This window comes from Actinoplanes sp. NPDC051537 (assembly GCF_055586105.1).
Genome location: NZ_JBVJIU010000003.1, coordinates 543,480 through 567,260 on the forward strand (window position 1 = coordinate 543,480; position 23,781 = coordinate 567,260).

At 72.5% G+C, this 23,781-nt stretch carries 25 protein-coding genes and 1 pseudogene; 19 read left to right on the forward strand and 7 right to left on the reverse strand.

From position 1 onward, the window contains the following. Positions 1–80 precede the first annotated feature (80 nt). The 3 genes from ACZ6TB_RS09395 (at position 81) to ACZ6TB_RS09405 (ending at position 3,235) form a co-directional block, all read left to right on the forward strand. Positions 81–782 carry a ThuA domain-containing protein gene (locus ACZ6TB_RS09395; RefSeq protein WP_465552400.1) on the forward strand — a complete coding sequence of 234 codons (702 nt, stop codon included), beginning with the start codon at positions 81–83 and terminating at the stop codon, positions 780–782. Then, on the forward strand, positions 752–1,846 hold the full coding sequence (locus tag ACZ6TB_RS09400; protein WP_465552402.1) for a Gfo/Idh/MocA family protein: 1,095 nt from the start codon (positions 752–754) through the stop codon (positions 1,844–1,846). Before ACZ6TB_RS09395 ends, ACZ6TB_RS09400 begins: the two co-directional genes overlap by 31 nt. A gap of 468 nt (positions 1,847–2,314) precedes the next feature. Continuing rightward, on the forward strand, positions 2,315–3,235 hold the full coding sequence (locus ACZ6TB_RS09405; RefSeq protein ID WP_465552404.1) for a GIY-YIG nuclease family protein: 921 nt from the start codon (positions 2,315–2,317) through the stop codon (positions 3,233–3,235). A 381-nt stretch (positions 3,236–3,616) separates the two neighbouring features. Here ACZ6TB_RS09405 and ACZ6TB_RS09410 read toward each other — a convergent pair whose 3' ends face one another. Beyond that, positions 3,617–4,204: a dienelactone hydrolase family protein gene (locus ACZ6TB_RS09410; RefSeq protein ID WP_465552406.1), complete on the reverse strand. Its 588-nt coding sequence runs from the start codon at positions 4,202–4,204 to the stop codon at positions 3,617–3,619. A gap of 63 nt (positions 4,205–4,267) precedes the next feature. Between ACZ6TB_RS09410 and ACZ6TB_RS09415 the strand changes: the two genes are divergently transcribed. The 3 genes from ACZ6TB_RS09415 to ACZ6TB_RS09425 all read left to right on the forward strand — a co-directional run bounded on the left by ACZ6TB_RS09415 (position 4,268) and on the right by ACZ6TB_RS09425 (position 6,720). After that, positions 4,268–4,834, forward strand: coding sequence for an ArsR/SmtB family transcription factor (locus tag ACZ6TB_RS09415; protein ID WP_465552408.1), 567 nt, complete (start codon positions 4,268–4,270; stop codon positions 4,832–4,834). A gap of 69 nt (positions 4,835–4,903) precedes the next feature. Continuing rightward, a complete protein-coding gene (locus ACZ6TB_RS09420) occupies positions 4,904–5,347 on the forward strand; it encodes a hypothetical protein (protein WP_465552410.1) in 444 nt (147 codons plus the stop codon). A gap of 44 nt (positions 5,348–5,391) precedes the next feature. Continuing rightward, complete coding sequence (locus ACZ6TB_RS09425) at positions 5,392–6,720, forward strand: cytochrome P450 (protein WP_465552412.1); 1,329 nt, start codon at positions 5,392–5,394, stop codon at positions 6,718–6,720. On the opposite strand, the gene ACZ6TB_RS09430 is transcribed toward ACZ6TB_RS09425, so the two are convergent. Beyond that, positions 6,717–7,742, reverse strand: a complete 1,026-nt coding sequence (locus tag ACZ6TB_RS09430) for a saccharopine dehydrogenase family protein (RefSeq protein WP_465552414.1) — start codon at positions 7,740–7,742, stop codon at positions 6,717–6,719. The genes ACZ6TB_RS09425 and ACZ6TB_RS09430 overlap by 4 nt on opposite strands. A 70-nt stretch (positions 7,743–7,812) precedes the next feature. Between ACZ6TB_RS09430 and ACZ6TB_RS09435 the strand changes: the two genes are divergently transcribed. From ACZ6TB_RS09435 to ACZ6TB_RS09445, 3 genes are all read left to right on the forward strand, one after another. After that, positions 7,813–8,676: a LysR family transcriptional regulator gene (locus ACZ6TB_RS09435; protein WP_465552416.1), complete on the forward strand. Its 864-nt coding sequence runs from the start codon at positions 7,813–7,815 to the stop codon at positions 8,674–8,676. A 222-nt stretch (positions 8,677–8,898) separates the two neighbouring features. Continuing rightward, positions 8,899–9,981 (forward strand): ScyD/ScyE family protein, encoded by a 1,083-nt coding sequence (locus ACZ6TB_RS09440; protein WP_465552551.1) that lies wholly within the window; start codon positions 8,899–8,901, stop codon positions 9,979–9,981. A 62-nt stretch (positions 9,982–10,043) separates the two neighbouring features. Then, complete coding sequence (locus tag ACZ6TB_RS09445; protein ID WP_465552418.1) at positions 10,044–10,616, forward strand: GNAT family N-acetyltransferase; 573 nt, start codon at positions 10,044–10,046, stop codon at positions 10,614–10,616. Here the strand turns inward: ACZ6TB_RS09445 and ACZ6TB_RS09450 are convergent. Genes ACZ6TB_RS09450 through ACZ6TB_RS09460 form a run of 3 tightly spaced genes read right to left on the reverse strand, consistent with a single transcriptional unit; the run spans position 10,613 to position 13,766 of the window. After that, positions 10,613–11,452 carry an alpha/beta fold hydrolase gene (locus tag ACZ6TB_RS09450; RefSeq protein WP_465552420.1) on the reverse strand — a complete coding sequence of 280 codons (840 nt, stop codon included), beginning with the start codon at positions 11,450–11,452 and terminating at the stop codon, positions 10,613–10,615. The genes ACZ6TB_RS09445 and ACZ6TB_RS09450 overlap by 4 nt on opposite strands. Next, complete coding sequence (locus tag ACZ6TB_RS09455; protein ID WP_465552422.1) at positions 11,449–12,309, reverse strand: SDR family NAD(P)-dependent oxidoreductase; 861 nt, start codon at positions 12,307–12,309, stop codon at positions 11,449–11,451. Before ACZ6TB_RS09455 ends, ACZ6TB_RS09450 begins: the two co-directional genes overlap by 4 nt. Beyond that, entirely contained in the window at positions 12,306–13,766 is a 1,461-nt protein-coding gene (locus tag ACZ6TB_RS09460) for a flavin-containing monooxygenase (protein WP_465552424.1), read from the reverse strand. The genes ACZ6TB_RS09455 and ACZ6TB_RS09460 overlap by 4 nt, the downstream gene beginning before the upstream one ends. Before the next feature lie 70 nt (positions 13,767–13,836). Here ACZ6TB_RS09460 and ACZ6TB_RS09465 point away from each other — a divergent pair, with 70 nt between their 5' ends. Then, positions 13,837–14,844: an AraC family transcriptional regulator gene (locus ACZ6TB_RS09465; protein ID WP_465552426.1), complete on the forward strand. Its 1,008-nt coding sequence runs from the start codon at positions 13,837–13,839 to the stop codon at positions 14,842–14,844. Here ACZ6TB_RS09465 and ACZ6TB_RS09470 read toward each other — a convergent pair. Beyond that, on the reverse strand, positions 14,838–15,125 hold the full coding sequence (locus ACZ6TB_RS09470; protein ID WP_465552427.1) for a DUF4873 domain-containing protein: 288 nt from the start codon (positions 15,123–15,125) through the stop codon (positions 14,838–14,840). The two genes, ACZ6TB_RS09465 and ACZ6TB_RS09470, sit on opposite strands and share 7 nt — an antisense overlap. Further along, complete coding sequence (locus ACZ6TB_RS09475) at positions 15,115–15,786, reverse strand: TetR/AcrR family transcriptional regulator (RefSeq protein WP_465552429.1); 672 nt, start codon at positions 15,784–15,786, stop codon at positions 15,115–15,117. The genes ACZ6TB_RS09470 and ACZ6TB_RS09475 overlap by 11 nt, the downstream gene beginning before the upstream one ends. Positions 15,787–15,843: 57 nt before the next feature. Here ACZ6TB_RS09475 and ACZ6TB_RS09480 point away from each other — a divergent pair, with 57 nt between their 5' ends. The 9 genes and pseudogenes from ACZ6TB_RS09480 to ACZ6TB_RS09520 all read left to right on the forward strand — a co-directional run. After that, entirely contained in the window at positions 15,844–16,737 is an 894-nt protein-coding gene (locus tag ACZ6TB_RS09480; protein WP_465552431.1) for an AurF N-oxygenase family protein, read from the forward strand. Positions 16,738–16,866: 129 nt separating this feature from the next. Next, positions 16,867–17,058 (forward strand): hypothetical protein, encoded by a 192-nt coding sequence (locus ACZ6TB_RS09485; RefSeq protein WP_465552433.1) that lies wholly within the window; start codon positions 16,867–16,869, stop codon positions 17,056–17,058. Then, complete coding sequence (locus ACZ6TB_RS09490) at positions 17,051–17,233, forward strand: hypothetical protein (RefSeq protein WP_465552435.1); 183 nt, start codon at positions 17,051–17,053, stop codon at positions 17,231–17,233. The genes ACZ6TB_RS09485 and ACZ6TB_RS09490 overlap by 8 nt, the downstream gene beginning before the upstream one ends. Before the next feature lie 124 nt (positions 17,234–17,357). Next, positions 17,358–18,461 carry a uroporphyrinogen-III synthase gene (locus ACZ6TB_RS09495; RefSeq protein ID WP_465552437.1) on the forward strand — a complete coding sequence of 368 codons (1,104 nt, stop codon included), beginning with the start codon at positions 17,358–17,360 and terminating at the stop codon, positions 18,459–18,461. 4 nt (positions 18,462–18,465) lie between these two features. After that, on the forward strand, positions 18,466–19,125 hold the full coding sequence (locus tag ACZ6TB_RS09500; protein ID WP_465552439.1) for a sirohydrochlorin chelatase: 660 nt from the start codon (positions 18,466–18,468) through the stop codon (positions 19,123–19,125). Between the two features lie 68 nt (positions 19,126–19,193). Then, positions 19,194–21,653, forward strand: a complete 2,460-nt coding sequence (gene nirB, locus ACZ6TB_RS09505; RefSeq protein WP_465552441.1) for a nitrite reductase large subunit NirB — start codon at positions 19,194–19,196, stop codon at positions 21,651–21,653. Then, positions 21,650–21,949, forward strand: a complete 300-nt coding sequence (locus tag ACZ6TB_RS09510) for a Rieske (2Fe-2S) protein (RefSeq protein WP_465552443.1) — start codon at positions 21,650–21,652, stop codon at positions 21,947–21,949. The genes nirB and ACZ6TB_RS09510 overlap by 4 nt, the downstream gene beginning before the upstream one ends. Before the next feature lies 1 nt (position 21,950). After that, complete coding sequence (locus ACZ6TB_RS09515; protein ID WP_465552445.1) at positions 21,951–23,282, forward strand: nitrate/nitrite transporter; 1,332 nt, start codon at positions 21,951–21,953, stop codon at positions 23,280–23,282. Between the two features lie 279 nt (positions 23,283–23,561). After that, positions 23,562–23,781, forward strand: a pseudogene (locus ACZ6TB_RS09520) (hypothetical protein); the annotation flags it as partial.

Below are 23,781 nucleotides of genomic sequence, written 5' to 3' on the forward strand. Positions count from 1 at the left end.
CGTGATCGTGTGGCGGTGATGGGGCTGGGCGTGATCGCGCGGCGGTGGGAACGGGCAGCGGTGGAAGGGAAGGAGCGAGGGTGCGGGCATTGATAGTGCGCGGAGGCTGGGAGGGCCATGAGCCGGTCAAGGCGACCGACTTGTTCATCCCTTTCCTCGAAAAATCCGGATTTGTCGTGCAGGTGGAGGACTCGCCGGCGGTTTATGCGTCGGCCGAGGTCATAGCGGGCGTCGACCTGATCGTGCAGTGCATGACGATGTCGACGATCGAGAAGGAGGAGGTCGCCGGGCTGCGGGCGGCCGTCGCGGCCGGCACCGGGTTCACCGGCTGGCACGGCGGGATCGCCGACTCGTATCGGGCCTCGTCCGACTATCTGCAGCTGGTGGGCGGCCAGTTCGCCACCCATCCGAGCAAGGAGCCCGGCCGGTGCCGCGGCGACGCCTCCGACAATTTCTTGAAATATCGGGTCGAAGTGACAAGTATCGGGCGGGAGCACCCGATCACCGCCGGCCTGGACGACTTCGAGCTGGAGACCGAGCAGTACTGGGTGCTGCACGATGACCTGATCGACGTGCTGGCGACCACCACGCACCCGGTCGCGCCCTGGCATCCGTGGCACCGGCCGATCACGTCGCCGGCGATCTGGACCCGGGAGTGGGGCAAGGGCCGCATCGTCGTCACGACCCCCGGGCACAGCCTGGACGTCCTCGAGAACGGCAATGTCCGTACCGTCATCGAAAGGGGCATGTTGTGGGCGACCCGCACCGCGTCGGGATCGTAGGGCTCGGCTTCATCTCCCAGGCCTACCTGTCCACGCTGGCCGGCCATCCCCGGGTGCGCATCGCCGCGGTCGCCGACCTCGACGCGTCCCGCTCGGCCGCGGCGGCCGAGTCGCTGCCCTCGGCGCGCGCGATGTCCGTCGACGAGCTGCTCACCGGCGGCGAGGTCGAGACGGTCCTCAACCTGACGGTGCCCGCGGCGCATGCTTCGGTCGCGCTGGGCGCGATTTCCCAGAACCTGCACGTGTACGGCGAGAAGCCGCTCGCCTCGACCCTGACCGATGCCCGCGCGCTGGTCGCCGAGGCCGCCGCCGCCCGGGTCACGCTCGGGTGCGCCCCCGACACCGTGCTCGGCACCGGCATCCAGACCGCCCGCGCCGCCCTCGACGGCGGCATGATCGGCCGCCCGGTGGCCGCCTCGGCCGTCATGGTCACCCCCGGCCACGAGCGCTGGCACCCGCACCCCGACTTCTACTACCTGCCCGGCGGCGGCCCGCTGCTCGACATGGGCCCGTACTACCTGACCGCCCTGGTCCAGCTGCTGGGCCCGATCCGCACGGTGACCGGCGCCGCGAGCCGCCTGCGCGCGGCCCGCACCATCGGCAGCGGCCCCCGAGCCGGCACGGTCATCCCGGTCGAGGTGGACACCCACGTCACCGGCGTCCTGGAGCACACGTCCGGCGCCCTCTCCACCATCACGACAAGCTTCGACGCCGTACGCACGACAGCGTCCCCCATCGAGATCCACGGCGAACAGGGCACCCTGGCCGTCCCCGACCCCAACAATTTCGACGGCGACGTCCGCCTCTTCGAACTGGGCGCCCCCGATTGGCGAACCCTCCCACCCGCCGCCGGCTACGTCGACGCCGCCCGGGGCATAGGCCTACTCGACCAGATCACCGCCCCCGAGCCCCGAGCCACGGGCGACCTGGCCCTGCACGTCCTGGACGCGATGACGGCGTTGCTGGAGTCGGCCGCCTCGGGCCGTCGCGTGGACCTGACCACCACCGCCGAGCGCCCGTCCCTGGTCCCGCTGACCCCGCCCGAGGAGTGGGCCGCCCCCTGACCGTGAACCGCCCCGGCCCCGACGCCGCCGCTACCCATAGCTCTGCTCACTGATACGCGCGCTGCATAGCTCTGCTCACCGATACGCGCGCTTCATAGCTCTGCTTACCGATACGCGCGCTTCATAGCTCTGCTTACCGATACGCGCGCCTCATCGCTCTGCTTACCGATACGCGCCTCGGCGCGGCGGTTGGGCGGCTCGGCGGTTGGGTCCGGGCGGTTGGGTGGCCCGGCGGTCGAGCGGTGGGGCGGTTGGGCGGCCTGGCGGTTGGGCGGCCTGGCGGTCGAGCGGTGGGCGGTTGGGCGGCCCGGCGGTCGAGCGGTGGGCGGTTGGGCGGCCCGGCGGTCGGGCGGTGGGGCGGTTAGGCGGCCTGGCGGTTGGGCTCCCAACCGCGTTGGGGGCGGGTGGCCCCGACGCGCCGAGGCTCGCCGACCCCGGTGGCGTCGGACATCGGGTTACGCTGCCGCCATGACAGGGGAGCGCCGCGGGACAATCGCCGCGCTTCCCGCCGCGCCCGGCGTCTATCGCTTTCGCGACGAGACGGGGCGGGTGCTCTACATAGGTCGCGCCACCCATCTGCGCAGCCGCGTCGGGTCCTACTGGGGTGACCTTCGCGATCGCCGGCATCTGCGCCGCATGGTTCCGCAGATCGCCCGCATCGAGGCCGTTGCCTGCGATTCGGTCCACGAGGCGGCGTGGCTCGAGCGCAATCTGCTCGAACGTTCCAAGCCTCGCTGGAACCGCATCCGGGGTGGCACGGAGGTCCCCGTCTGCATCCGCCTCGACGAGGCCGCCGGGAACCCTCGCCTGGTCGTCGACCATTGGCCGCTTCCCGCCGTCGAGCAGGTCGCGTTCGGCCCTTACCTCGGCGGCGCCCGGGGCCGGCTCGCCATGTCGGCGCTGGACCGGGTCTTTCCGCTGCGTTACACCGGCGACCGTCTCGACGGCGGACAGCGCGATCTGGCGAGAATCCGCGGCGTGGACCATTCCGACCGCGCCGGCTTCGTGGCCACCATTGTCGCGGTGCTGAGCGGTGATGTGGGGGAGGTTCGCGGCGTACGGGAAAGGCTTGAAGTTCTCCGTGATCGTGCCGCCGGGAATCTCGCCTTCGAGCTCGCCGCGCGCATTCAGGAGGAGATCGAGGCGATCGACTGGATCGTCGCCGAGCAGAAGGTCACCCGCCTGGCGCCGACCCCGGACCACGACGTGTGCGGCTGGTCGGACGGTTTGCTGGTTCGCTTCCGCATGCGCAACGGCCGCCTCGACGGCTGGGAACAACGCCTGGCCTCGCACGCCGCCGCCCGCCGACATCTCGAGCTCACGCCCGCGGAGTGGGTTGCCTTCGCCGAACGGAACGCCGCCCTGGCCCGCAGCCTGCTCGCGCCCTGAGGTCGGCGACATACGTTGCAGCCTAGCCTCCTAGGATGCTCAAGAAGGCGGCTCGCACCGACAAGGGCGGGGAAGGCCGGCGGCCCACGTCGAGGGTGACGCGGCGATGGGGGTTGGCGGACCGCGTTGCGAGGGGGCGACCCGTCCGCCGCGACCGGGCGAGCGAGGAGTTGCCGGCCCGCTCCACGACGCACGAGCGGTGTGGTGGCGGCCCGCCCCGCGACGGGCGGGCGAGGAGTTGCCGCCCCGCGCCGCGATTGGCGGGCGATGTGGTGGCCGGCCTGCGGCGGGCGAGCGAGCGCGGAGGTGACTGCCCGCCCCGCGACGGGCGAGCGACGGCCGGCCGCCCACGCCCCAGAAGGCGCGGGCGGCCATCGTCCTCTAGCGGAACTGCGCCAGGAAACTGCGCGAGCGGTCCAGCGCCAGCGAGGCCGCGGCGGCGTCGTAGGAGGGCAGCGAGCTGTCCGTGAACAGGTGGCGGTCGCCGGGGTAGGTGAACAGCTCGGCACCCGCGCCGACCGTGGCTACGATCTCCCTCGCGGCGTCCACGTCGCCCTCCAGGGCGAAGAACGGGTCCTTGTCCATGCCGTGGATCTGGACGGGGACGCCGGTCGGCCACGGGCCGATCGCCCACTCGCCGGTGATCGGCAGGCAGGCCTCGTAGAGCAGGGCGCCGCGGGCGGCGGGATGGGTCTGGGCCAGGCGCTGGGCCGTGACCACGCCGAACGAGATGCCGGCGAAGACCAGGTCGGGGCCCAGGCCCTCGAGGGCCTGGGCCGTGCGGGCCGCCAGCTCGTCGTCGCCGATCTGCTGGGAACGGGCGAAACCCTCGTCGATCGTGGCGAACTGGGCGCCGTCGAAGAGGTCGGGGGTGTGGACCGGCAGGCCGGACTCGTGCAGGGCGGCGGCGAACGCTCGTACGCCATCGGTCAGGCCCTGCACGTGGTGGAAGAGGACTACCTCGGTCATGTCTTAGACTCCGTGATTAGACTACGCGAATCGAACGATCCAATATTTTAGAACGGTCGGGAAATGTCGGTCAATGAGCAGATCCCCGATTACGAGCTCGACGACCTGCTTGTGGTCACCGCGCCGGAGCAGTTGCGGGCGCTGGCCGATCCGCTTCGCGGGACGTTGCTGGAGCTGGTGCTCGAGCGGGCGGCGACGGTGACGGAGATGGCCCGGGCGGTGGACCGGCCCAAGAGCAGCATCGCCTACCACGTGAACCTCCTGACCGAGGCGGGCCTGCTGCGGGTGGTGCGCACCCGCCGGGTGCGGGCGATCGACGAGCGGTACTACGGCCGGGTGGCGCGCACCTACTACGTCGGGGTGCTGAACAACGCCGAGGACAAGCGGGTCGTGTCGACGATGAACGGGCTGGCGGCGGCGGTCGCGGAGTCGTCGGCGGCGCACGCGGCCGACGACCTGCGGTGCACGCTGGTGCATGCGCGCATTCCCCGCGAGGAGGTACGCCAATTCTGGGCCGAGGTGCAGGAGCTGGCGCGCAAGTTCGCGCAGATCCCCCGCGCGGGCGACCAGGTCTACGGCTTCGTGGCCGGCCTCTACCCGACCGACGTGCCCACGCTGCCGGAGGCGTGAGCGGTCGTGGATGTGAGCGGTCGTGGATGTGAGCGGTCGTGGATGTGAGCGGTCGTGGATAGTGGCCTGATGTTCAGGCGCAAGGTGCACGATCTCGGTCCCGAGGAGCTCATCACCGAGCTTCACCCGTACAACGAGTGGAGCGGGGCGCACACCTCGGCCGCGGTGGGGGAGATCGCCGAGCTGGTGCGCTATCTCAACCACGCGACGCAGCACCCGGAGGCACTGCCCGGGCCGGACGCGGCGGGCGAGCTGTTGCAGCTGCTCGGGCAGGCGGTGCGGCGGCTGCCGCAGGTGATCGATCAGGCCGCGGGGCGGGTGGCGGCGCTCGGTGGCGACCCGGGCCTGACGGTCGTCGGCGACGCCGACCGGCCGCCGGCCGAGCTCGCGCGGGCCGTCGGGGAGCAGGTGGCCGGCGCCGGGCTGGGCGAGCGGCTCGACGAGCTGGGCCGGGAGATCGAGGCGGCCGGGTTCGCGGCGCGGCGGCTGACGCTGCGCCGATCGGATTGGTGATTTTGCAGGGGTTTGTGCCGGTACCGTCGCGGTAAGTAACCGGCATGAACACGCCGGTGGTACGGGGGCTGCCCGTCGTGGGCAACGCCCTGCGGATGGGCCGGGACCCCGCCCAGTTCTTCGTCGACTGCTACCGGGCCCACGGTCCCGTCTTCCGGGTCCGGGTGATGGGCCGCGAGCACGCCGTCATCGCCGGCCCGGAGGCGGCCGAGTTCCTCGGCACCGAGGAGGGCCGGCAGAGCCTGCGCTCGCGCGAGTTCTGGCGCGGCCTCGCCGACGAGTACGGCGCCACCCGCACGCTGCCCGGCGAGGACGGCCCGGCCCACAAGGAGCTGCGCGACATCATGCGCCGCGGCTACTCGCGGGAGGCGATCGCCGGCCGGCTCGACGAGGTCGTGGCGATCACCGACCGCAACCTCGATGCCTCGTGGCGGCCGGGCACGACGGTCCCGGTGCTGCGGTCGACGCAGGCCCTGGTCACCGACCAGCTCGGCGAGCTGCTGACCGGCGCGTCCCGGCCCGAGTACGTGCGGGACATCCGGCTGGCCACCGCCTCCATCCTGAACGCGCTGGTCACCCGGGCCCGGCCGCGCCTGGTGCTGCACGACCCGCGGTACCGGCGGGCCAAGCGGCGGGTGGCCGAGCTGGGCCGCCGGATGATCGCCGACCGGTCGCGGGCCGGCGCGGGCGCGCGGCCGGCGATCCTGATCGACGACCTGCTGCGGGCCAACCGGGAGAACCCGGCGGCGATGCCCGACTCCGATCTGATGATCAGCGTGACCGGGCCGTACGTGGCCGGCCTCGACACGGTGGCGAACACGATCTCGTGCTTCCTCTACGCGGTTCTCAAGCACCCGGACGTGCTGAAGAGGGTGCGGGCCGAGGCCGACGAGCTGTTCGGCCGGGACCGCGTCACGGAGAAGGACCTGCGCGGCATCCCGGCGATCCGCGGCGCGCTGATGGAGACGATGCGGCTCTACCCCATCGCGGTCGTGCAGATGCGCACCGCGACCCGCGATTTCGCGTTCCAGGGGCATCGGATCGCGGCCGGCGAGACGATCTACATCGGCACCAGCGTGCCGCATTTCCTGGACGAGTATTTCCCCGATCCGACGAGATTCGACATCGACCGGTACGCGAAACCGCGCGCCGAGCACATGCGGGCGGGCGCCTATTCGCCGTACGGCCGAGGTCCGCATGTCTGTCTGGGTAAGACGCTCGCCGAGGTGCAGATGCTGGTCACGGTGGCCCGCATCGTCCACCGGCGGGACCTGCGCCTGGAGTCGCCGGACTACGTGCTGGCCCGCAAGTCGGTTCCGACGCCGGGCCCGGCGCTGTCCTTCCGGGTGAAGGTGGCCGCGTCCCGGAGCTAGCGGAACGTCGCGCCGCACTCCTCGGCCAGCGCCGCGCCGAACAGGGCGCCCGGCGTGAACGCGCCCGGCCGCCCCTCGCCCCGGGACAGGCGGGCGGCCACCTCGGCGGCCACGGCGCAGGTGAAGGCCATCCCCTCCGGGCCGCGCAGCCACACCGTGCGGACGGTGCCGTCGGCCCATTCCCCGGTGGCCCGCGCCCACGAGTGCGACCGCTTCGGCGCCGCTCCCGAGCCGGCCGCGACCCGGGCCAGGCGCCGCTTCGCGAAGCGGCCCACGGCCGGGATCGACAGCAGCGCGGCGACGGCCGGCAGCACGGCCCGCACCGGCGCCGCCGCCGGCACCTCGCTCGACGCCGCGATCACGGCCGGCGCGCCGCTGGCCCGGTGGGCCGCCTCGAGGTCGCCGAGCGGCACCGCGATGGTCTCGGCCGGCTCGCCGGTGGGCAGCGTGAATCGGGTGTGCCCGCCGCCCAGCCGCAGCGCGGAGAGCCGGCCCCGGGTGTACTGCCGCCCGCCGGCCACCAGCCCCTCGACGAGGCTGCCGGCGAGCGCCTCGCCGACCGGGCCGGGCTCGCTGATCACCAGGGGGAGCGAGTCCACCCGTACGCGCACGGGCGCCGGACGGTCCGCGCAGAGCGCGAGCACCGCCGCCTCCGTGCCCAGCACGCCCCACCCGGCCCCGGTGACCAGCGTCCGGCCCTCGTCGCCGCGGGCGAGCAGCGCCCGCACCGCGTCGAGCTCGTTGGACAGGTCCACGTAGTGCACGCCCGGCGGCAGAAGGCCGGGAATCGGCGAGTTGGTGTACGGCCCGATGGTGTTGACGACGACCGAGGGCGAGCCCCCGGCCAGCGCCGCCCGGATCTCCCCGGTCGTGCGGGCGACCCGCGTCTCCGCCCCCGGGAAGGCGACGGACGACAGGCGATCGGCGTCGCGGCCGACCAGCACGAGCTTGTGGTCCCGCAACCGCGCGGCGATCGCCCGGCCGGTCCGGCCGGTGGCGCCCAGAATCCAGATCTCACTCACGCCACCATCGTCGGCGGACCGGACGGCCCGCGGCCAACGCCCGTTCCGCATCACCCCATACGGTTGAGGCATGGACCTCGACCTGCGGCTGGTCCGCTACTTCACGGCGGTGGCCGAGCACCGGCATTTCGGCCGGGCCGCCGACGCGCTGCACACCACGCAGCCGTCGCTCAGCCGGCAGATCCGCGCGCTCGAGCGGCGGCTGGGGGTGCGCCTGTTCGACCGCACCCCGCAGGGCGCCCGGCTGACCGCGGCCGGCGAGGTCTTCCGGCCGCACGCCACCGCGCTGCTGGCGGCCGCGGCCCGGGCCGCGGCCGAGACCCGGGCGGCGACCGGCCCGGCCCGGCTCACCGTCGGCTACGTCTTCGGCATCATCGTGACGCCGGCCGTCCGGGAGCTGCGCCGGGCGCACCCCGGCGCCGAGATCCGCGCCCGGCACCTGGCCTGGAACGAGCCGCGCGACGCCCTGCTCGACCGCCGGGCCGACGCCGTGGTCTGCCGGCTGCCGATGGACACCGACGGGCTGGAGGTGGCCGAGCTCTACACCGAGCCGCGCGTGCTGGTGGTCGCCGCCGGCCACCGCCTGGCCGGCAAGGAGTCGGTGACCGTCGACGACCTGGCCGGCGAGCCGATGCCGCTGCTGCCGGGCGATCCGGCGTGGAACGAGTTCTGGCGGGCCGGCGCCGAGGGTCTCGACGGGCCGGCGCTGTGGTCGATCGAGGACAAGGCCGAGCTGATCGCCTCGGGCGAGCTCGTCGCGGTCGTCCCGGCCGGCATCGCGAGCGTGCGCCCCGACGTGGCCGAGGTGCCGCTGTACGGCGTCGAGCCGGCGCAGGTGGTCCTGGTGACCCGGGCCGGCGACCGCGGCACGCTGCTCGCCGATCTCCGCAAAGCGATTCGCGCGCACCTGATTGCGCCGCCCGCGCGCACCTGATCGCGTCGCGGCGCCGATAGCGATAGCGCGAAAAATGCACATCCGGGCGAGCCGGATCGGGCCATCACCCGAGGGATGATCGTCTCTTCCGGCGACCGAACGGCTGGTTACCGCCTCGGCGGCCGCTTCCTAGGTTGATATTTGCTGCCGCTCAAATAGCGCGGAACGGAAAGGAGAAATGGCCGCGGCGGCATCAACTCTGGGGGGAGAAAATACGTGAGAATGTTACGCGCTTTCGCGATTCTGGGCGTGAGTGCCCTGACCGTGGTCGCCGCTCAGCCGGCGTACGCGTCGGGTGGGCACGGCCGGCCGCCGGTCCGCACGATCACCAGCGGGCTGGACGGGCCGTACGGGCTGCAGATCACCGGGCACGGGCACGCGCTGGTGGCCGAGGGGGACTCCGGCGAGATCACCGACGTCAACCTGCGGACCGGCGCCCAACGCACGCTGATCTCCGGTCTGTCCGGCCCGGCCGGCGTCGCCACCCACGGCGTCAAGATCTACGTGGCGCTCGGCGGGGGCGGGCCGGAGGGTGCGCCACCGCCGTCGAAGTTCCCGCCCGCGTCGCTGCTGGTGGCGAACAAGAACGGCACCGGCGTACGCGTCCTCGCCGACCTGATGAAATACGAGCTGAAGCACAACCCCGACGGCCAGGTCCAGTTCGGCCCGAACCACGAGCCCTACGACGCGCTGTCGAACCCGTTCAGCCTCACCGACACGCCATGGGGGCTGCTGGTCGCCGACGGCGGCGCCAACGACGTGCTGCGCGTCGACCCGCACTCGGGCCGCGTCTCCACGTACTTCGTGCCGCCGACCGCCAAGACGCCGGCCTGCCTGAAGCCGGAAGCCCAGGCCAACCCCGGCACCCGGGGCTGCGACCCGGTCCCGACCGGCGTCGCCGTCCAGGGCCGCTACGTCTACGTCTCCACCCTCGGCGCCGAGTCGCCGGGCGCGTCCGCCGTCTGGAAGCTGGACGGGCGCACCGGCCGGGTGCTGCGCGTCTGGACGGGATTCACCGCGCTGACCGGCATCGCGGTGTCGCCGCGCGGCACGATCTACGCCTCCGAGGTGCTCTTCGGCGCACCCGCCGGTGAGGGCCCGCCGCCGGCCGGGTTCGACCCGTCCAAGGTCGGCCGCCTGACCCGGATCGACCACGGCCGCGTCACGCACGCCGCGGTCACGATGCCGACCGGACTGCGCTACGTGGACGGTCACCTCTACGGCACGTCCTGGAGCATCGCCGGTCAGCTCCAGATCCCGCATGCCGGCAAGCTGGTCGAGGTCGGCGACCGGGCGTTCCACTGATGAGTCGGAGCGGCGGCCGGGCAAGGGCCGCCGCTCCGGCGGAAAAGAAATAACGTAGTGCGATGAGCGAGTACGTGGTGAAGGCGCTCGACGCGTCGACCTGGGACGACTTCGCGGCGCTGGTCGAGCGCAACAACGGCGTCTTCGGCGGTTGCTGGTGCATCGGGTTCCACGGCGAGCTGTCCCGCACCGACCCCGGGCAGAACCGGGCCGGAAAGGAGAAGCGGGTCCGGGAGGGCCGGTCCCACGCCGCGCTGGTCTTCGACGGCGCCGACTGCGTGGGCTGGTGCCAGTTCGGCGGGCCGGCCGAACTTCCCGCGATCAAGAGCAAGGCGGCGTACGAGAAGAGCCGCACCGGCGGCCTGCCCGATTGGCGGATCGCCTGCTGCTTCGTCGGCAAGGGCCGCCGGCGCCGGGGCGTGGCCACCGCCGCGCTGGCCGGCGCCCTCGACCTCATCGCCGAGCAGGGCGGCGGCACGGTCGAGGGCTACCCGGAAAGCGCCGGCGACGTCCCGGCCGGCTTCCTCTACAACGGGGCGCTTTCGACGTACGAGAAGCTGGGTTTCGTTCGTGATCGTCCGATCGGGAAGCATCGCTGGGTCGTGACCAAGGTCGTCGAACCCCGCGGCGCCTAGGCCGGCACCCGGGCCAGCAGCGGGCGCACGAGCTCGGCGAAGGCGTCGGGGCGCTCGATCTGCGGCATGTGCCCGGTGCCCGGGAAGAGGTGCCACTCGGCCGACGGGAACGCCAGCCGCGCGGCCTCGAGGTGCGTGGCCGGCAGGATCCGGTCGCGGTCACCCCAGATCAGCAGCGTCGGCTTGCCGTGCCGGGCCACCCGGGGCAGCAGCTCGGACCGCCAGCGCGGCGCGATGCCCCGGAAGCCGCCCAGCGCGCGGGCGATCTCGAGGTAGACGGGCGCGAAGTCGGGCTGCCGGGCCACCTTGATCGCCATCGCGACCCGATCGGGGGTGACCATCGCCCGCTCGGCGAACAGGTTCCGCTCGATCCGCGGCGCCGTGTAGTTGTCGATCCGGCTGAGCAGGCGCCGGCCGACGCCGGGGACGGCCAGCATGCGCAGCGCGAAAGTCACCTCCTTGCCGAAGCCGGCGCTGTTCACCAGCGTCAGCGTCGACACCCGGGCCGGGTCGTCGACCAGCATCTGCATCGAGACGGCGCCGCCCAGGCTGTTGCCCATCAGATGCACCGGCCGGGTCTCGCCCAGCGCGTCCAGCGTCGCCCACACCCCGTCGGAGAGCGACGTCAGCGTGGTGCTCTCCGGCTGGCGCTGGCTGAGCCCGAAGCCGGGCATGTCGATCGCGATCACCCGGTGGTCCGCGGACAGCCGGTCGTGCTGGGCCGACCAGTCCTCGAGGCTGCGCCCGATGCCGTGCAGCAGGATCACCGGCGGCGCGGACGGGTCACCGGTCTCGTGGTAGCGGATCCGGGCGTCCCGGACGGAAACGTAGGTCATCGCGCGGCGCCCTGGGGCGCGCGGCGCGCGGTGCGGGCCGAGGTCGCGGCCCGGATGATCCGCTCGTGTCCCACCGGCAGCAGCCGGGCCAGCAGGTCGGGGACCTTCGCGCTGGACGCGATCAGCACCCGGGCCCGGCGCTTGGCCACCGCGTCCAGGATCTGCCGGGCCGCCTTCTCCGGCGGGAACGTCAGCAGCTTGGCGAACACCTTGCGGTGGGGCTCGACCTCGTCGGTGGGCACGCCGCTGCCGACGATCGCGCTTTCCGCAATTCGCGTCCGTACGCCGCCCGGGTGCACGGTGGTGACCCCGATCCCGTCGTCGGCGAGCTCGCTGTGCAGCACCTGGCTCAGCCCGCGCAGCGCGAACTTGCTGGCGCTGTAGGCGGACTGCCCGGCCGGGGCGATCAGGCCGAACAGGCTCGACACGTTCACCAGGTGGCTGCCCGGGTGCGCCTTGAGCGCCGGCAGCAGCGCGTGGGTGAGCAGCATCGGCGCCCGGAAGTTCACGTTCATCACCCGCTCGAACTCCTCGACCGTCACCTGGTCGAAGCGGCCGCCCAGCGCCATCCCGGCGTTGTTGACCAGCAGGCCGATCGCCGGGTGCTCGGCGAGGACCTGGGTGGTGACGCCCTCGACGGCGGAACGGTCGGACAGGTCGGCGACGATCGTCTGCACGTTGCGGCCGGGGTGGACGCGGCCGAGCCGGTCGGCCACGCCCTTGAGCCGCGCCGCGTCGACGTCCACGAGCACCAGGTCGCTGCCGCGGGCGGCCAGGCCGTACGCGAGCTGCTCGCCGATGCCGCTGGCCGCGCCGGTGAGCACGGCGGTGCGGCCGGGGAAGTGGTACGGGGTCATGAGGGGATCTCCTCCAGGTGGGCCGAAGAGCGAGCAATGAAGCTCATGTCGCGGGTGACGTCGGCGCGGGGGGTCGTGATCAGGTCGCGCAGGTAGTTCTGCCGCACCAGCCACGGGTCGCGGGCCCCCTGGCGCGGGAACAGGTCGAGGGCGCGCTGCACGTAGCCGGAGGACAGGTCGAGCAGGGGCCGGCCCTGCCCGCCGGGGGTGCGCGGGACGGCGACCGCGTAGCCGTTCCGGTCCATGTGCTTGAGCAGCTTCATCACGTACCGGTGGGAGAGGTCGGCCCGCAGCGTCCAGGACGCGTTCACGTAGCCGATGCAGTAGGCCAGGTTCGGGACGTCGCTCAGCATGATGCCGCGGTACGCCGTGCTGGCGCCGATCTCGACCGGTTCGCCGTCCACGGTGGCCCGGACGCCGCCGACCGGGATGAGCGACAGCCCGGTGGCCGAGACGACGATGTCGGCCGCCAGCACCCGGCCCGACTTCAGGCGGATCCCCTCGGGCACGAACGTGTCGATGTGGTCGGTGACGATCGACGCGCTCCCGTCGTTCAGCACCCGGTAGAGGTCGCCGGACGGGATCACGCACAGCCGCTGGTCCCACGGCTCGTACGGCGGGTTGAAGTGCTCGTCCACATAGGCCGGGTCGGGCAACGACTTGAGAGCGAACGAGCGCAGAATTTGCCGTACGCGGGCCGGCCGCCGCCGGGCCAGCTGGTAGAAGCCCTGCGTGATCGCGATGTTCTTGGCCCGCACGATCCGGTTCGCGGTCTTCGCCGGCAGCACCTGGCGCAACCCGTTGGCGATCACGTCCCGTTCCGGGAGCACGGTCATGTAGGTCGGCGAGCGCTGCAGCATGGTCACGTGCTCGGCCTCGCCCGCCATCGCCGGCACCAGCGTCACCGCGGTCGCGCCGCTGCCGATCACGACTATCTTCTTGCCCGCGTAGACGAGATCGTCGGGCCAGAACTGCGGATGCACCAGCGTCCCGCCGAAGTCCGAAATCCCCCGAAAATCGGGCTGGTAGCCGTGCTCGTAGTCGTAGTAGCCGGCGCAGGCGTACACGAAGTTGCTGGTCAGGCTCGACCCGTCGGCGAGGCGGAGGGTCCAGCGCGCCTCGGCGGACGACCAGTCGGCCTCGACGACGCGGGCGCCGAAGCGGATGTGCGGCATGATCCCGCCCTCGACCGCCGTCTCCTCGATGTACCGGCGGATCTTGTCGCCGGGCGCGATCGACTCCGGCTCCCGCCACGGCCGGAACGGGTAGCTGAGCGTGAACATGTCGGAGTCCGAGCGCACGCCGGGATAGCGGAACAGGTCCCACGTCCCGCCGATCGCGTCGCGGGCCTCGAGGATCGCGTACGTCTTGCCCGGCAGGTGCTCCCGCAGCCGCCAGGCCGCGCCGATCCCGGAGAGGCCGGCGCCGATGATGAGGACGTCGAAGTGTTCGGCCATGTCGCCAGTCTCGATGCCGGTTCCGCCGGAAGACTTGCCTTCTCGCGACACTGATTTATCCTTCCGCGACATGGGATCGATGGTGCGGGCCGCCGGGCTGCGCGGACTGACCGGTTTGATCGACGACCTCGGCGGCGACGGGCGGGAGTTGCTGGCGCGCTACGGCGTGGACGCGGCGCTGCTCGACACCGACGACGCGGTGATTCCGTCGCTCGCCGCCGGCCGCATCCTGGAGGCGGCCGCCGCCGACCGGGACTGCCCCGATCTGGGGCTGCGGCTCGCCGCCCGGCAGGACATCGCGGTGCTCGGGCCGCTCGCCATCGCGATCGAGAACTCGGCCACGCTCGGTGAGGCCCTGGACTGCGCGACCCGGTTCCTGTTCGTGCACTCGCCCGCGCTCACCGTCGCCCAGGTGCCCGACCCGTCCGGCCGGCCCGGCGTGCTCGGCCTGCGCTACGGCTCGACCGAGATGGACCCGATGCCGCCGCAGGTCTGCGACAACGGCCTCGGCCTGCTGCACCGGATCACGCTGCTGCTGGCCGGCGGACGCTACGGACTGCGCTCGGTGCACCTCACGCACCGCCCGCTCGCCCCGGTCGCCCGCTACACCGAGTTCTTCGGCGCCGACGTCCGCTTCGGCCAGGAGGCGGCGGTCCTGCGGGTGCCGGCCACGCTCAACGACGCCACCGTCGCGGGCGGCAACCGGGTGCTGCGCGAGGTCGCCCTCGACTACATGCGCAGCCACTTCCCGGCCCCCGAGCAGGGCCTCGACGAGCACGTCCGGCGGCTGCTGACCCAGTCGCTCGGCTCGTCGCCGGCCGGCGTCGCGGCCATCGCCCGGCGCCTGCAGACCCACCCGCGGACGCTGCAACGGCGCCTGGCCGAGCTCGGGACCACCTTCGATCAACTTCTCGACGCCGTACGCCGGGAGACGGCCCACCGCCTGATCACCACCACCGACCTGCCGTTCAGCCAGGTCACCGCCATGGTCGGGCTGACCGAGCAGTCGGCGCTGACCCGGGCGGTCCGGCGCTGGTTCGGTCGCAGCCCCCGCGACCTGCGCCGCGGTGATCACTGAAACCACGGGGGCGTGCCCGAGCCGGACAGGCGCACGCCGCCCCACGGATCGGGCTCGCTCAGGCGTACCTCGGTCGGCGGCGAGCCCGGGACGGCGATCAGCGCCTCCCGCAGGCCGCCGCTCACCCGCTCGCGCAAGGTCTCGTCGGGGGTGGTCCGCCCGGCCCAGCGGAAGCGGCCCTCGATCGGCTCGAACCGCGCCGACATGCGGATCTCCACCGGCACCTCGGCGTCGTCGATGCGCAGCGTGGCCGGGCCGCGGTACTCCTCGTCATTGCCCATGGCGGGTCTCCTCCCGATAAGCGGCCAGGCCGCCGGGGACGTCGGCGGCGTGCGCGATGCCGGACACGCCGCCCCAGAGGAACGTGGTCAGGTAGTCGCCGAGCGCCTCGCGGCTGATCGGCTGCTGCTGCCGCAGCCACCAGTCGCCGACCGTCTGCACGTAGCCGACCACCCCGTAGGCCCAGGGCAGGGCGGCGCCCGAGTCGAGCCCGCGCGCCCGCAGCCGGTCGCCGAAGATGCGGGCCAGGCCGCTGGCGACGGTGTCGACGACGTCGGCCACCACGTCGCGGTGGCGGGTGACGTCGGGCTGGTGCACGACGAACTGGTAAAGGTTCGTGTCGGCCTCGATGTGCCCGAGGTAGGCGTCGATCGCGGCCGCGATGACGTCGCGTTCCTCGCGGACCGCCGCCACCGCCGGGACGATCGCGTCCAGCACCATCGCCGCCGCCCGCCGGCCGACCGCGAGCCACAGCGCGGACTTGTCGGCGAAATAGCGGTAGAGCACCGGCTTGCTGACGCCGGCGTGGGCGGCGATCGCGTCCATGCCGACCTCGGGGCCGAGCGCGCGGATCGCCTCGATGGCGGCGTCGGTCAGCTCCTCGCGCCGTTGCTCGCGATGGCCGGCCCAGCGGCCCTTGCGCCCGTCCTCTGCCGCGTTCATAGTACTAGGAGTAACTGTTACTTCGGGTAACGTCAAGCCGTTGGGGAGGGCCGTTTCATGACGACCACGGACCGTGACCGCACCGCGACTCGGCTGCTGCGTTCCTCCGCCGAGCACTCGTACGACCCCGAGGTGGAGATCGACTGGGAAGCGCCGTTCGCCGACGGCCTCTACTTCGTGCCGCCGGAGCGCTCCTCGCTGTTCGGCACGCCGCTGTGGGAGTCGCTCGGCGAGGAGCAGCGGATCACGCTGACCCGGCACGAGGTGTCGAGCATCGCCGGGCTCGGCGTCTGGTTCGAGACGATCCTCATGCAGCTGCTCATCCGCGGGTACTACAAGCAGGACCCGACGGCGGCCCACGCGCAGTACGCGCTGACCGAGGTGGCCGACGAGTGCCGGCACTCGGTGATGTTCGGCCGCATGATCGACAAACTGGACACGCCGGTCTACCGGCCGGACGGGGTGAACCAGTTCCTCGGCAAGTGGATCGGGGCGACCGGGACCGGGCCGCGCATGTTCGCGGCCATCCTCATCTGCGAGGAGATCCTGGACACGCTCCAGCGCGAGGCGATGGCCTGCGAGCAGGTGCAGCCGCTGGTGCGCATGGTCAGCCGCATCCACGTGGTCGAGGAGGCGCGGCACGTGCGGTACGCCCGGGAGGAGCTGGCCCGGCAGGTGCGCGCGGCGGGCAAGGGGCGGCTCGCCTTCGACAAGCTGGTGATCGGGCGGGCGGCGTACCTGTGCGGGCGGCGCCTCATCCACCCGGGGGTCTACCGGTCGGTCGGCATCGACCCGGCCGCCGGTCACCGGGCGGCGATGGCCAACCCGCACTTCCGCGAGACCCTGCGCTGGGCGGGCGAGCGGGTCGTCGCGTACCTGGATGATCTGGATCTCATCGCCGGCCCGGGCATGCCGTTCTGGCGCCGGTCGGGGCTGCTCGCCGCCGCCTGATTCGGTCCCATCGGCCGGTCGGGCCGGTACTCGAGGATTTCGCTCGGACCGATCGGCCGGTGGGCGGACATCACTCTGCGTGACAGATTGGCGGTCGACTTCCGGCTCGGCTATGGGGGGACCGCAGAGATGGACGACGCACTGGCCGCCTACGGCTCGGGACACGCCGACGGGATGGCCGGGCTGCACGACGCGGGCCGGGCCGACGACACCCAGACCGGGGCCGACTACCAGGTCGGCGTGGTCGACGGGCAGCTCGCCGCCTTCGAGGAGGCGCTGATCGCGGCGATCAAGAAGGCGATGGGCGACCGCCTTGGATGACGAGTTCCGCGCGTACGAGGCGGGCCGCGCCGACGGCATCGCCGCCCGCCGGGACACCGGCCGTGCCGAGGACCCCGCTTTCGGCCACGACTACCGGATCGGCTTCCTCGACGGCCGCCTCGAGGTGTTCCGCCTGCACGCCGCCATCCGTAAGATCGGCGAAGACCAGGGCTAACCTTGCTCTCACAACCCGCGGTGACCGGTTGTGAAAGCGCGTTGACGCGTCCGAAACGCCCCCACGACGTCGCGGTAACCGCAGGTAGGAACGCTTGCGTGAACGACGGCGAGATGGGGAATGGATGAGCGAGGGCGTGCTGACGGGCTTCACCGTCGCGGTGACCGCCGAGCGGCGCCGGGACGAGATGACGGCGCTGCTGCGCCGCCGTGGGGCCCGGGTGGTCACCGCCTCGGCAATCACGATCGTCCCGCTCGCCGACGACGAGGCCCTGCACGCCGCCACCGCGGCCTGCATCGGGCTCGCCCCCGACCTGGTCATCGCCACCACCGGCTTCGGCTTCCGGGGCTGGATCGAGGCGGCCGACGGCTGGGGGATCGGCGACCGCCTGCGTGAGGTGCTCGGCCAGGCCCGGATCGTCGCCCGCGGCCCCAAGCCGTGCGGCGCGGTGCGGGCGGCCGGGCTCATCGAGGACTGGGCGGCCAAGACCGAGGCGTCCGAGGAGATCCTCGAGCGGCTGCTGGCCGAGGGCGTCGCCGGGCTGCGCGTCGTGGTGCAGGAACACGGCGAGCCGCAGGTCGAGTTCGTCGAGGCGCTGCGCGCCGCCGGCGCCGCCGTGGTCGAGGTGCCCGTCTACCGCTGGGTGCCGCCGGCCGACACCGCGCCCGTGCGCCGGCTGGTCGAGCAGATCGTCGCCGGGCAGATCGACGCCGTCACCTTCACCAGCGCCCCCGCCGTCAAGTCGTTCCTGACGCTGACTGCCGGCGACGAGGCGCCGGTGCTCGACCGGCTGCGGGCGGGCACGCTCGTCGCCTGCGTCGGCCCGGTCACCGCCGCGCCGCTGCTCGAGCGGGGCGTCCCGGTGGTCATGCCCGACCGCTTCCGGCTCGGCGCGCTGATCAAGACGGTCACCGACGAGCTGCCCCGGCGGACCACCAAGCTGCTCGTGGCCGGCGGCACCCTGGAGGTGCGCGGCCACGCCGTCCTCATCGACGAGGTCCCGCACACGCTCGCGCCGGCGGCCATGGCCATCCTCACCGCGCTCGCCGCCCGCCCCGGCGCCGTCGTCTCCAAGGACCAGCTCATCACCGCCCTGCCCCGCGGCAACGACGGCCACGCGGTCGACGTCGCCGTGGCCCGGCTGCGCACCGCGCTCGGCTCCGGCCGGCACATCGAGACCGTCATCAAGCGCGGCTACCGGCTGCGCGTCGACGAGCCGGCCGCCTGAGCCGATGCCCACCCTCCTCGCGGTGGCCCACGGCACCCGCCAGTCCGGCGGTCAGCAGCAGATCCGGGACCTGGTCGCCGCCGTCGCCCACCGCCGCCCCGACCTCGACGTCCGCCTCGCCTACGTCGACGTGCAGCAGCCCCGGATCGGCGCCGTCGTGCCCGGCGTGCGGGACGCCGTGGTCGTGCCGCTGCTGCTCTCGGCCGGCTACCACGTGCGGGTCGACATCGCCGAGGCGGTGGCCGGCGCCGGCATCCCGGTCACCCCCACCCTCGGCCCCGACGACGTGCTGCTGGAGAGCCTGACCCGGCGCCTGCCGGCCGACGCCGACACCGTGGTGCTGGCCGCCGCCGGCTCCTCCGACCCGGCCTGGCGGGCGAGCATCGAGGAGATGGCCGCGCGCCTGCCGGGCGGCGCCCACGTCGCCTACGCCTCCGGAAGCGGCCCCCGGGTCGCCGACGTCGTGGCCGGGTTGCGGGCGGGCGGCGCGCGCCGGATCGCGGTCGCCGCCTATCTGCTCGCCGACGGCCTCTTCTACCGCACCCTGCACCGCGCCGGCGCCGATTTCGTGACCCCGCCGCTCTGCCTCGACCCGGCGCTGCCCGGCCTCGTCCTGCGCCGTTACGAATCGGCCTTCCTCACAATGGCGTCCGCCCGTATGTAGGGTTTTCCGAACGCCCGTGCAATCGCGACGGTCACGCCGGAAAACAATGGCCCGGAAATATCGTCGTCGTGAACAGACAACGCCTGGTGGTCATCGGAAACGGCATGGCCGGCGCGCGGACGGTCGAGGAGATCATCGCCCGCGGCGGCGAATTCGACATCACGATGTTCGGCGACGAGCCGTACGGCAACTACAACCGGATCATGTTGTCCAACGTGCTCGCCGGCGTGGAGGACGAGTCCGGGATCTTCCTCAACGACCTGTCCTGGTACGCGGACAACGGCATCACCCTGCACGCGGGGACGCGCATCGAGCGGATCGACCGCGCGGCGAAGCTGGTCTACGCCGCGGACGGGAGCTCCACCCCGTACGACAAATTGGTGATCGCCACCGGCAGCTCGGCGTTCGTGCCCCCGATCAAGGGCGCGCACGTCGCCGGCCGCGGCTACCACCAGGGCGTCTTCGTCTTCCGCACGCTGGACGACACCAGAGCCATGATCCGGTACGCGAAGGAGCACGCGCGCGCCGTCGTGATCGGTGGCGGCCTGCTCGGCCTCGAGGCGGCCCGCGGCCTGCAGAACCACCTGAGCCAGGTGACCCTCGTGCACGCCATGGGCCACCTGATGAACACCCAGCTCAACGAGCGGGCCGGCCGCACCCTGCAGACCACGATCGAGCAGAAGCTCGGCATCGAGGTCGTGGTCGACGGCATGACCACCGAGATCCTCGGCAAGCACGCCGTCACCGGGGTCAAGCTCGCCGACGGCCGGGTCATCGACTGCGACGTGGTCGTGGTCGCGGCCGGCATCCGCCCCAACTCCCAGGTGGCGGCCGGCAGCGGCCTGGTCGTCGAGCGCGGGATCGTCACCGACGACCAGATGCGCGCGGCCGGCGAGGACGACATCTACGTGGTCGGGGAGTGCGCCCAGCACCGCGGCGAGGTCTACGGCCTGGTCGCGCCGCTCTGGGACCAGGCCAAGGTGCTCGCCGACCACATCACCGGCGCGAACAGCGCGGCCGCCTACCACGGGTCGCAGGTCGCCACCAAGCTCAAGGTGGCCGGCGTCGACGTCGCCGCCATGGGACTGCAGAGCCCCGAGCACGAGGACGACGAGCTGCTCGAGTTCGCCGAGCCCAAGCGGGGCGTCTACAAGAACGTCATCATCCGCGACGACCGGCTCGTCGGCGCGACCCTGGTCGGCGACAACGGCAAGGCGCTGGCGCTGATCAAGGCGTTCGAGAAGGGGCTGCCGCTGCCCGCGGATCGGGCGTCGCTGCTGTTCGACCTGGGTGGGCCGGCCGATGCGGAGAACGTCGCCGACATGCCCGCCGACGAGCAGGTCTGCAACTGCAACGGCGTCTCCAAAGGTGGGCTTTGTAGGGCCGTCGCCGACGGCTGCAAAACGGTCGGCGCGGTGATGGACAAGACCCGGGCCGGCAAGGGCTGCGGCACCTGCAAGCCGCTCGTGCAGCGGATCGTCGAGTGGGCCGCGGGCGGCGAGCTCGAGGTCGACCCGGCCGCCTCGTACTACGTGCCCGGGGTGCCGATGCCCAAGCCGGAGCTGATGGACGCGATCCGGCTCTATGAGCTGAAATCGGTGTCCTCGGTCTTCGCCAAGCTCGGCGGCGACGAGGACGCCAAGAGCAAGATGGGGCTGGCCTCGCTGCTCAAGATGATGTGGGGCGACGCGTACGTCGATGAGCGTGACGCCCGGTTCATCAACGACCGGGTCCACGCCAACATCCAGCGCGACGGCACGTTCTCGGTGGTGCCCCAGATGAAGGGCGGGGTCACCACCCCCGCGCAGCTCAAGCGCATCGCCGAGGTGGCCGAGAAGCACGGCGTGCCGATGGTGAAGCTGACCGGCGGCCAGCGGATCGACCTGCTCGGCATTCCCAAGGAGAAGCTGCCGCAGATCTGGGCCGAGCTCGACATGCCGTCGGGATATGCCTATGCGAAGAGCTTCCGCACCGTGAAGACGTGCGTCGGATCGGACTTCTGCCGCTTCGGGGTCGGCGATTCCACCGCCCTCGGGATCGCGCTCGAGGAGCGTTATCAGGGCATCGAGGGGCCGGGCAAGATGAAGCTCGCGGTCACCGGCTGCCCGCGCAACTGCGCCGAGGCGTACGTGAAGGACCTCGGTGTTGTTGCTATTGACGGCGGTAAATGGGAAATCTACGTCGGGGGTGCCGCCGGCGCGCACGTCCGCAAGGGCGATCTGCTGGCCACGGTGTCGTCGGCGGACGAGGTGGTCACGCTGACCGGGCGGTTCCTGCAGTACTACCGGGAGAACGGCAACTGGCTCGAGCGCACGTACGCATGGGTGCCGCGGGTGGGGATCGACAAGATCCGCGCGGTGGTCGTCGACGACGCCGAGGGGATCGCCGCCGGCCTCGACGCGCGCATGGCGGAGTCGGTCGCCGCCTACCAGGATCCGTGGCGGGAACGGGCCGAGCCCGCGACGCCCGGGCAGTTCCGCACGTCGCTGCCGCTGACCGTGCTGCCGCAGGTTCCGGTGCGCGCATGAGGGTCATCGGGTCGGCGCTGGACATCCCCCTCGGCGAGGGACGCACCTACGCCGTGGACGGCGAGATGGTCGCCGTCTTCCGCCTCCGGGACGGCTCGGTGCGGGCGCTCTCGGCCGTGTGCCCGCATCGGGGCGGGCCGCTCGCCGACGGCCAGATCGACCTCAAGCAGGTCGTCTGCCCGCTGCACCTCTACGCCTGGGACCTCAGCACGGGCTGCTCGCTGAGTGGCCAGGCCAACATTCCCACCTTTTCGGTATATGTCGACGGCGACGATCAACTGATCCTGGAGATGTGACATGACGGCTACCCTTGATCGTCCCGCGGTGACCGTGCGCGGTCATTGGATCGACGACTGGCGTCCGGAGGATCCCGGCTTCTGGGCATCGTTCGGCGCGCGGGTCGCCCGGCGGAACCTGATCTTCTCGATTCTGTCCGAGCACATCGGCTTCTCGGTGTGGTCGCTGTGGTCGGTGCTGGTGCTGTTCCTCGGCCCCGCCTACGGCATCGACCCGGCCGGCAAGTTCCTGCTCACCGCCGTGCCGACGCTGGTCGGGGCGGCGCTGCGCATCCCGTACAGCTTCGCCGTGGCCCGTTTCGGCGGCCGCAACTGGACCGTCTTCAGCGCGTCGCTGCTGCTCGTGCCCGCCGTGCTGGCCGCGTTCCTGATCAAGCCGGGCGTCTCGTACACGACGCTGATCCTGCTGGCCGCGGTCGCCGGCGTCGGCGGCGGCAACTTCGCCTCGTCGATGACCAACATCAACGCCTTCTACCCCAACCGCCTGAAGGGCTGGGCGCTGGGCATCAACGCCGGCGGCGGCAACCTGGGCGTGGCCGCCGTCCAGCTGGTGGGCCTGTTCGTCCTGGCCGTCTTCGGCGCCGGCCACCCCGGCATCGTGGCCGGCATCTACATCCCGCTGATCGTGATCGCGGCCCTGTGCGCGGCGTTCTACATGGACAACCTGACGCAGGCCCGCACCGAGAAGAAGGCCATGCGCGAGGCGACCCGCTCGCCGCACACGTGGGTGATGTCGCTGCTCTACATCGGCACGTTCGGCAGCTTCATCGGTTTCGGCTTCGCCTTCGGCCAGGTGCTGCAGGTGCAGTTCCACACCGAGTTCAGCACTCCGGTGAAGGCCGCCTACCTGACCTTCCTGGGCCCGCTGCTGGGTTCCCTGATCCGCCCCGTGGGCGGCGCCCTGGCCGACCGCCTCGGCGGCGCCCGGGTGACCTTCGTGAACTTCATCGCCATGGCCTTCGGCGCCGGAACCGTGCTCCTGGCCGCGCACCAGAAGTCCCTGCCCCTCTACCTGGTGGGCTTCATCGCGCTGTTCATCCTGAGCGGCATCGGAAACGGCTCGACCTACAAGATGATCCCCGCCATCTTCAAGGCCGAGCACCCCACCGACGAGTCCAAGGCCCGCCGCCTGTCCGGCGCCGTGATCGGCATAGCCGGCGCGATCGGCGCCCTGGGCGGCGTCCTGGTCAACCTGGCGTTCCGCCAGTCCTTCCTGGAGACCAAGAGCGCCGACGCCGCGTACGTCGCGTTCATCGCCTTCTACGCCTTGTGCGTCCTGGTCACGTGGGCGGTGTACCTGCGCCGTTCCGCCCGCTCGCCCGCTGCCGTCTGACCAACGGGGTTGGCGCCCCGCCCGCCTCCATCTCGGCGGCCGCTCCACCTCGCCCGGCCGGCTCCCTCGCCCGGCCGGGCGAGTCCGTTTCCGCCCCGCCGGCAGGCCGGCAGTTCGTCGCGCCCACTGCGCCGTCGCCCGCGCCGCCGTCGCCCGCGCCGCCGTCGCCCGCGCCGCCGTCGCCCGCGCCGCCGCCCGCGCCGCCGGGGCCCACGTGGGGTGGTGGCGCCCCGTCCATGCCGCTCGTGCGCCGTCCGCCCCACTCGCGCATGGCCCGCTTTGCCGGCAATCGCCGGCGTCCGCCCGCCCACCGGCGCCGCGCTCGCCCGCGTCGCGCCCACCGGCGCCGCGCTCGCCCGCGTCGCGCCCACCGGCGTCGCGCCCACCGGCGTCGCGCCCACCGGCGTCGCGCCCACCGGCGTCGCGCCCACCGGCGTCGCGCCCACCGGCGTCGCGCCCACCGGCGTCGCGCCCACCGGCGTCGCGCCCACCGGCGTCG

Bases quoted from the DNA above. Each gene is read 5' to 3' on its own strand.
- ACZ6TB_RS09475 (WP_465552429.1), bottom strand. From the start codon at position 15,786: ATGAACGCGGCAGAGGACGGGCGCAAGGGCCGCTGGGCCGGCCATCGC.
- ACZ6TB_RS09455 (WP_465552422.1), bottom strand. From the start codon at position 12,309: ATGACCCCGTACCACTTCCCCGGCCGCACCGCCGTGCTCACCGGCGCG.
- ACZ6TB_RS09425 (WP_465552412.1), top strand. From the start codon at position 5,392: ATGAACACGCCGGTGGTACGGGGGCTGCCCGTCGTGGGCAACGCCCTG.
- ACZ6TB_RS09450 (WP_465552420.1), bottom strand. From the start codon at position 11,452: ATGACCTACGTTTCCGTCCGGGACGCCCGGATCCGCTACCACGAGACC.
- ACZ6TB_RS09510 (WP_465552443.1), top strand. From the start codon at position 21,650: ATGAGGGTCATCGGGTCGGCGCTGGACATCCCCCTCGGCGAGGGACGC.
- ACZ6TB_RS09470 (WP_465552427.1), bottom strand. From the start codon at position 15,125: ATGGGCAATGACGAGGAGTACCGCGGCCCGGCCACGCTGCGCATCGAC.
- ACZ6TB_RS09405 (WP_465552404.1), top strand. From the start codon at position 2,315: ATGACAGGGGAGCGCCGCGGGACAATCGCCGCGCTTCCCGCCGCGCCC.
- ACZ6TB_RS09515 (WP_465552445.1), top strand. From the start codon at position 21,951: ATGACGGCTACCCTTGATCGTCCCGCGGTGACCGTGCGCGGTCATTGG.
- ACZ6TB_RS09460 (WP_465552424.1), bottom strand. From the start codon at position 13,766: ATGGCCGAACACTTCGACGTCCTCATCATCGGCGCCGGCCTCTCCGGG.
- ACZ6TB_RS09465 (WP_465552426.1), top strand. From the start codon at position 13,837: ATGGGATCGATGGTGCGGGCCGCCGGGCTGCGCGGACTGACCGGTTTG.
- ACZ6TB_RS09485 (WP_465552433.1), top strand. From the start codon at position 16,867: ATGGACGACGCACTGGCCGCCTACGGCTCGGGACACGCCGACGGGATG.
- ACZ6TB_RS09480 (WP_465552431.1), top strand. From the start codon at position 15,844: ATGACGACCACGGACCGTGACCGCACCGCGACTCGGCTGCTGCGTTCC.
- ACZ6TB_RS09435 (WP_465552416.1), top strand. From the start codon at position 7,813: ATGGACCTCGACCTGCGGCTGGTCCGCTACTTCACGGCGGTGGCCGAG.
- ACZ6TB_RS09440 (WP_465552551.1), top strand. From the start codon at position 8,899: ATGTTACGCGCTTTCGCGATTCTGGGCGTGAGTGCCCTGACCGTGGTC.
- ACZ6TB_RS09415 (WP_465552408.1), top strand. From the start codon at position 4,268: ATGTCGGTCAATGAGCAGATCCCCGATTACGAGCTCGACGACCTGCTT.
- ACZ6TB_RS09410 (WP_465552406.1), bottom strand. From the start codon at position 4,204: ATGACCGAGGTAGTCCTCTTCCACCACGTGCAGGGCCTGACCGATGGC.
- ACZ6TB_RS09500 (WP_465552439.1), top strand. From the start codon at position 18,466: ATGCCCACCCTCCTCGCGGTGGCCCACGGCACCCGCCAGTCCGGCGGT.
- ACZ6TB_RS09495 (WP_465552437.1), top strand. From the start codon at position 17,358: ATGAGCGAGGGCGTGCTGACGGGCTTCACCGTCGCGGTGACCGCCGAG.
- ACZ6TB_RS09445 (WP_465552418.1), top strand. From the start codon at position 10,044: ATGAGCGAGTACGTGGTGAAGGCGCTCGACGCGTCGACCTGGGACGAC.
- ACZ6TB_RS09420 (WP_465552410.1), top strand. From the start codon at position 4,904: ATGTTCAGGCGCAAGGTGCACGATCTCGGTCCCGAGGAGCTCATCACC.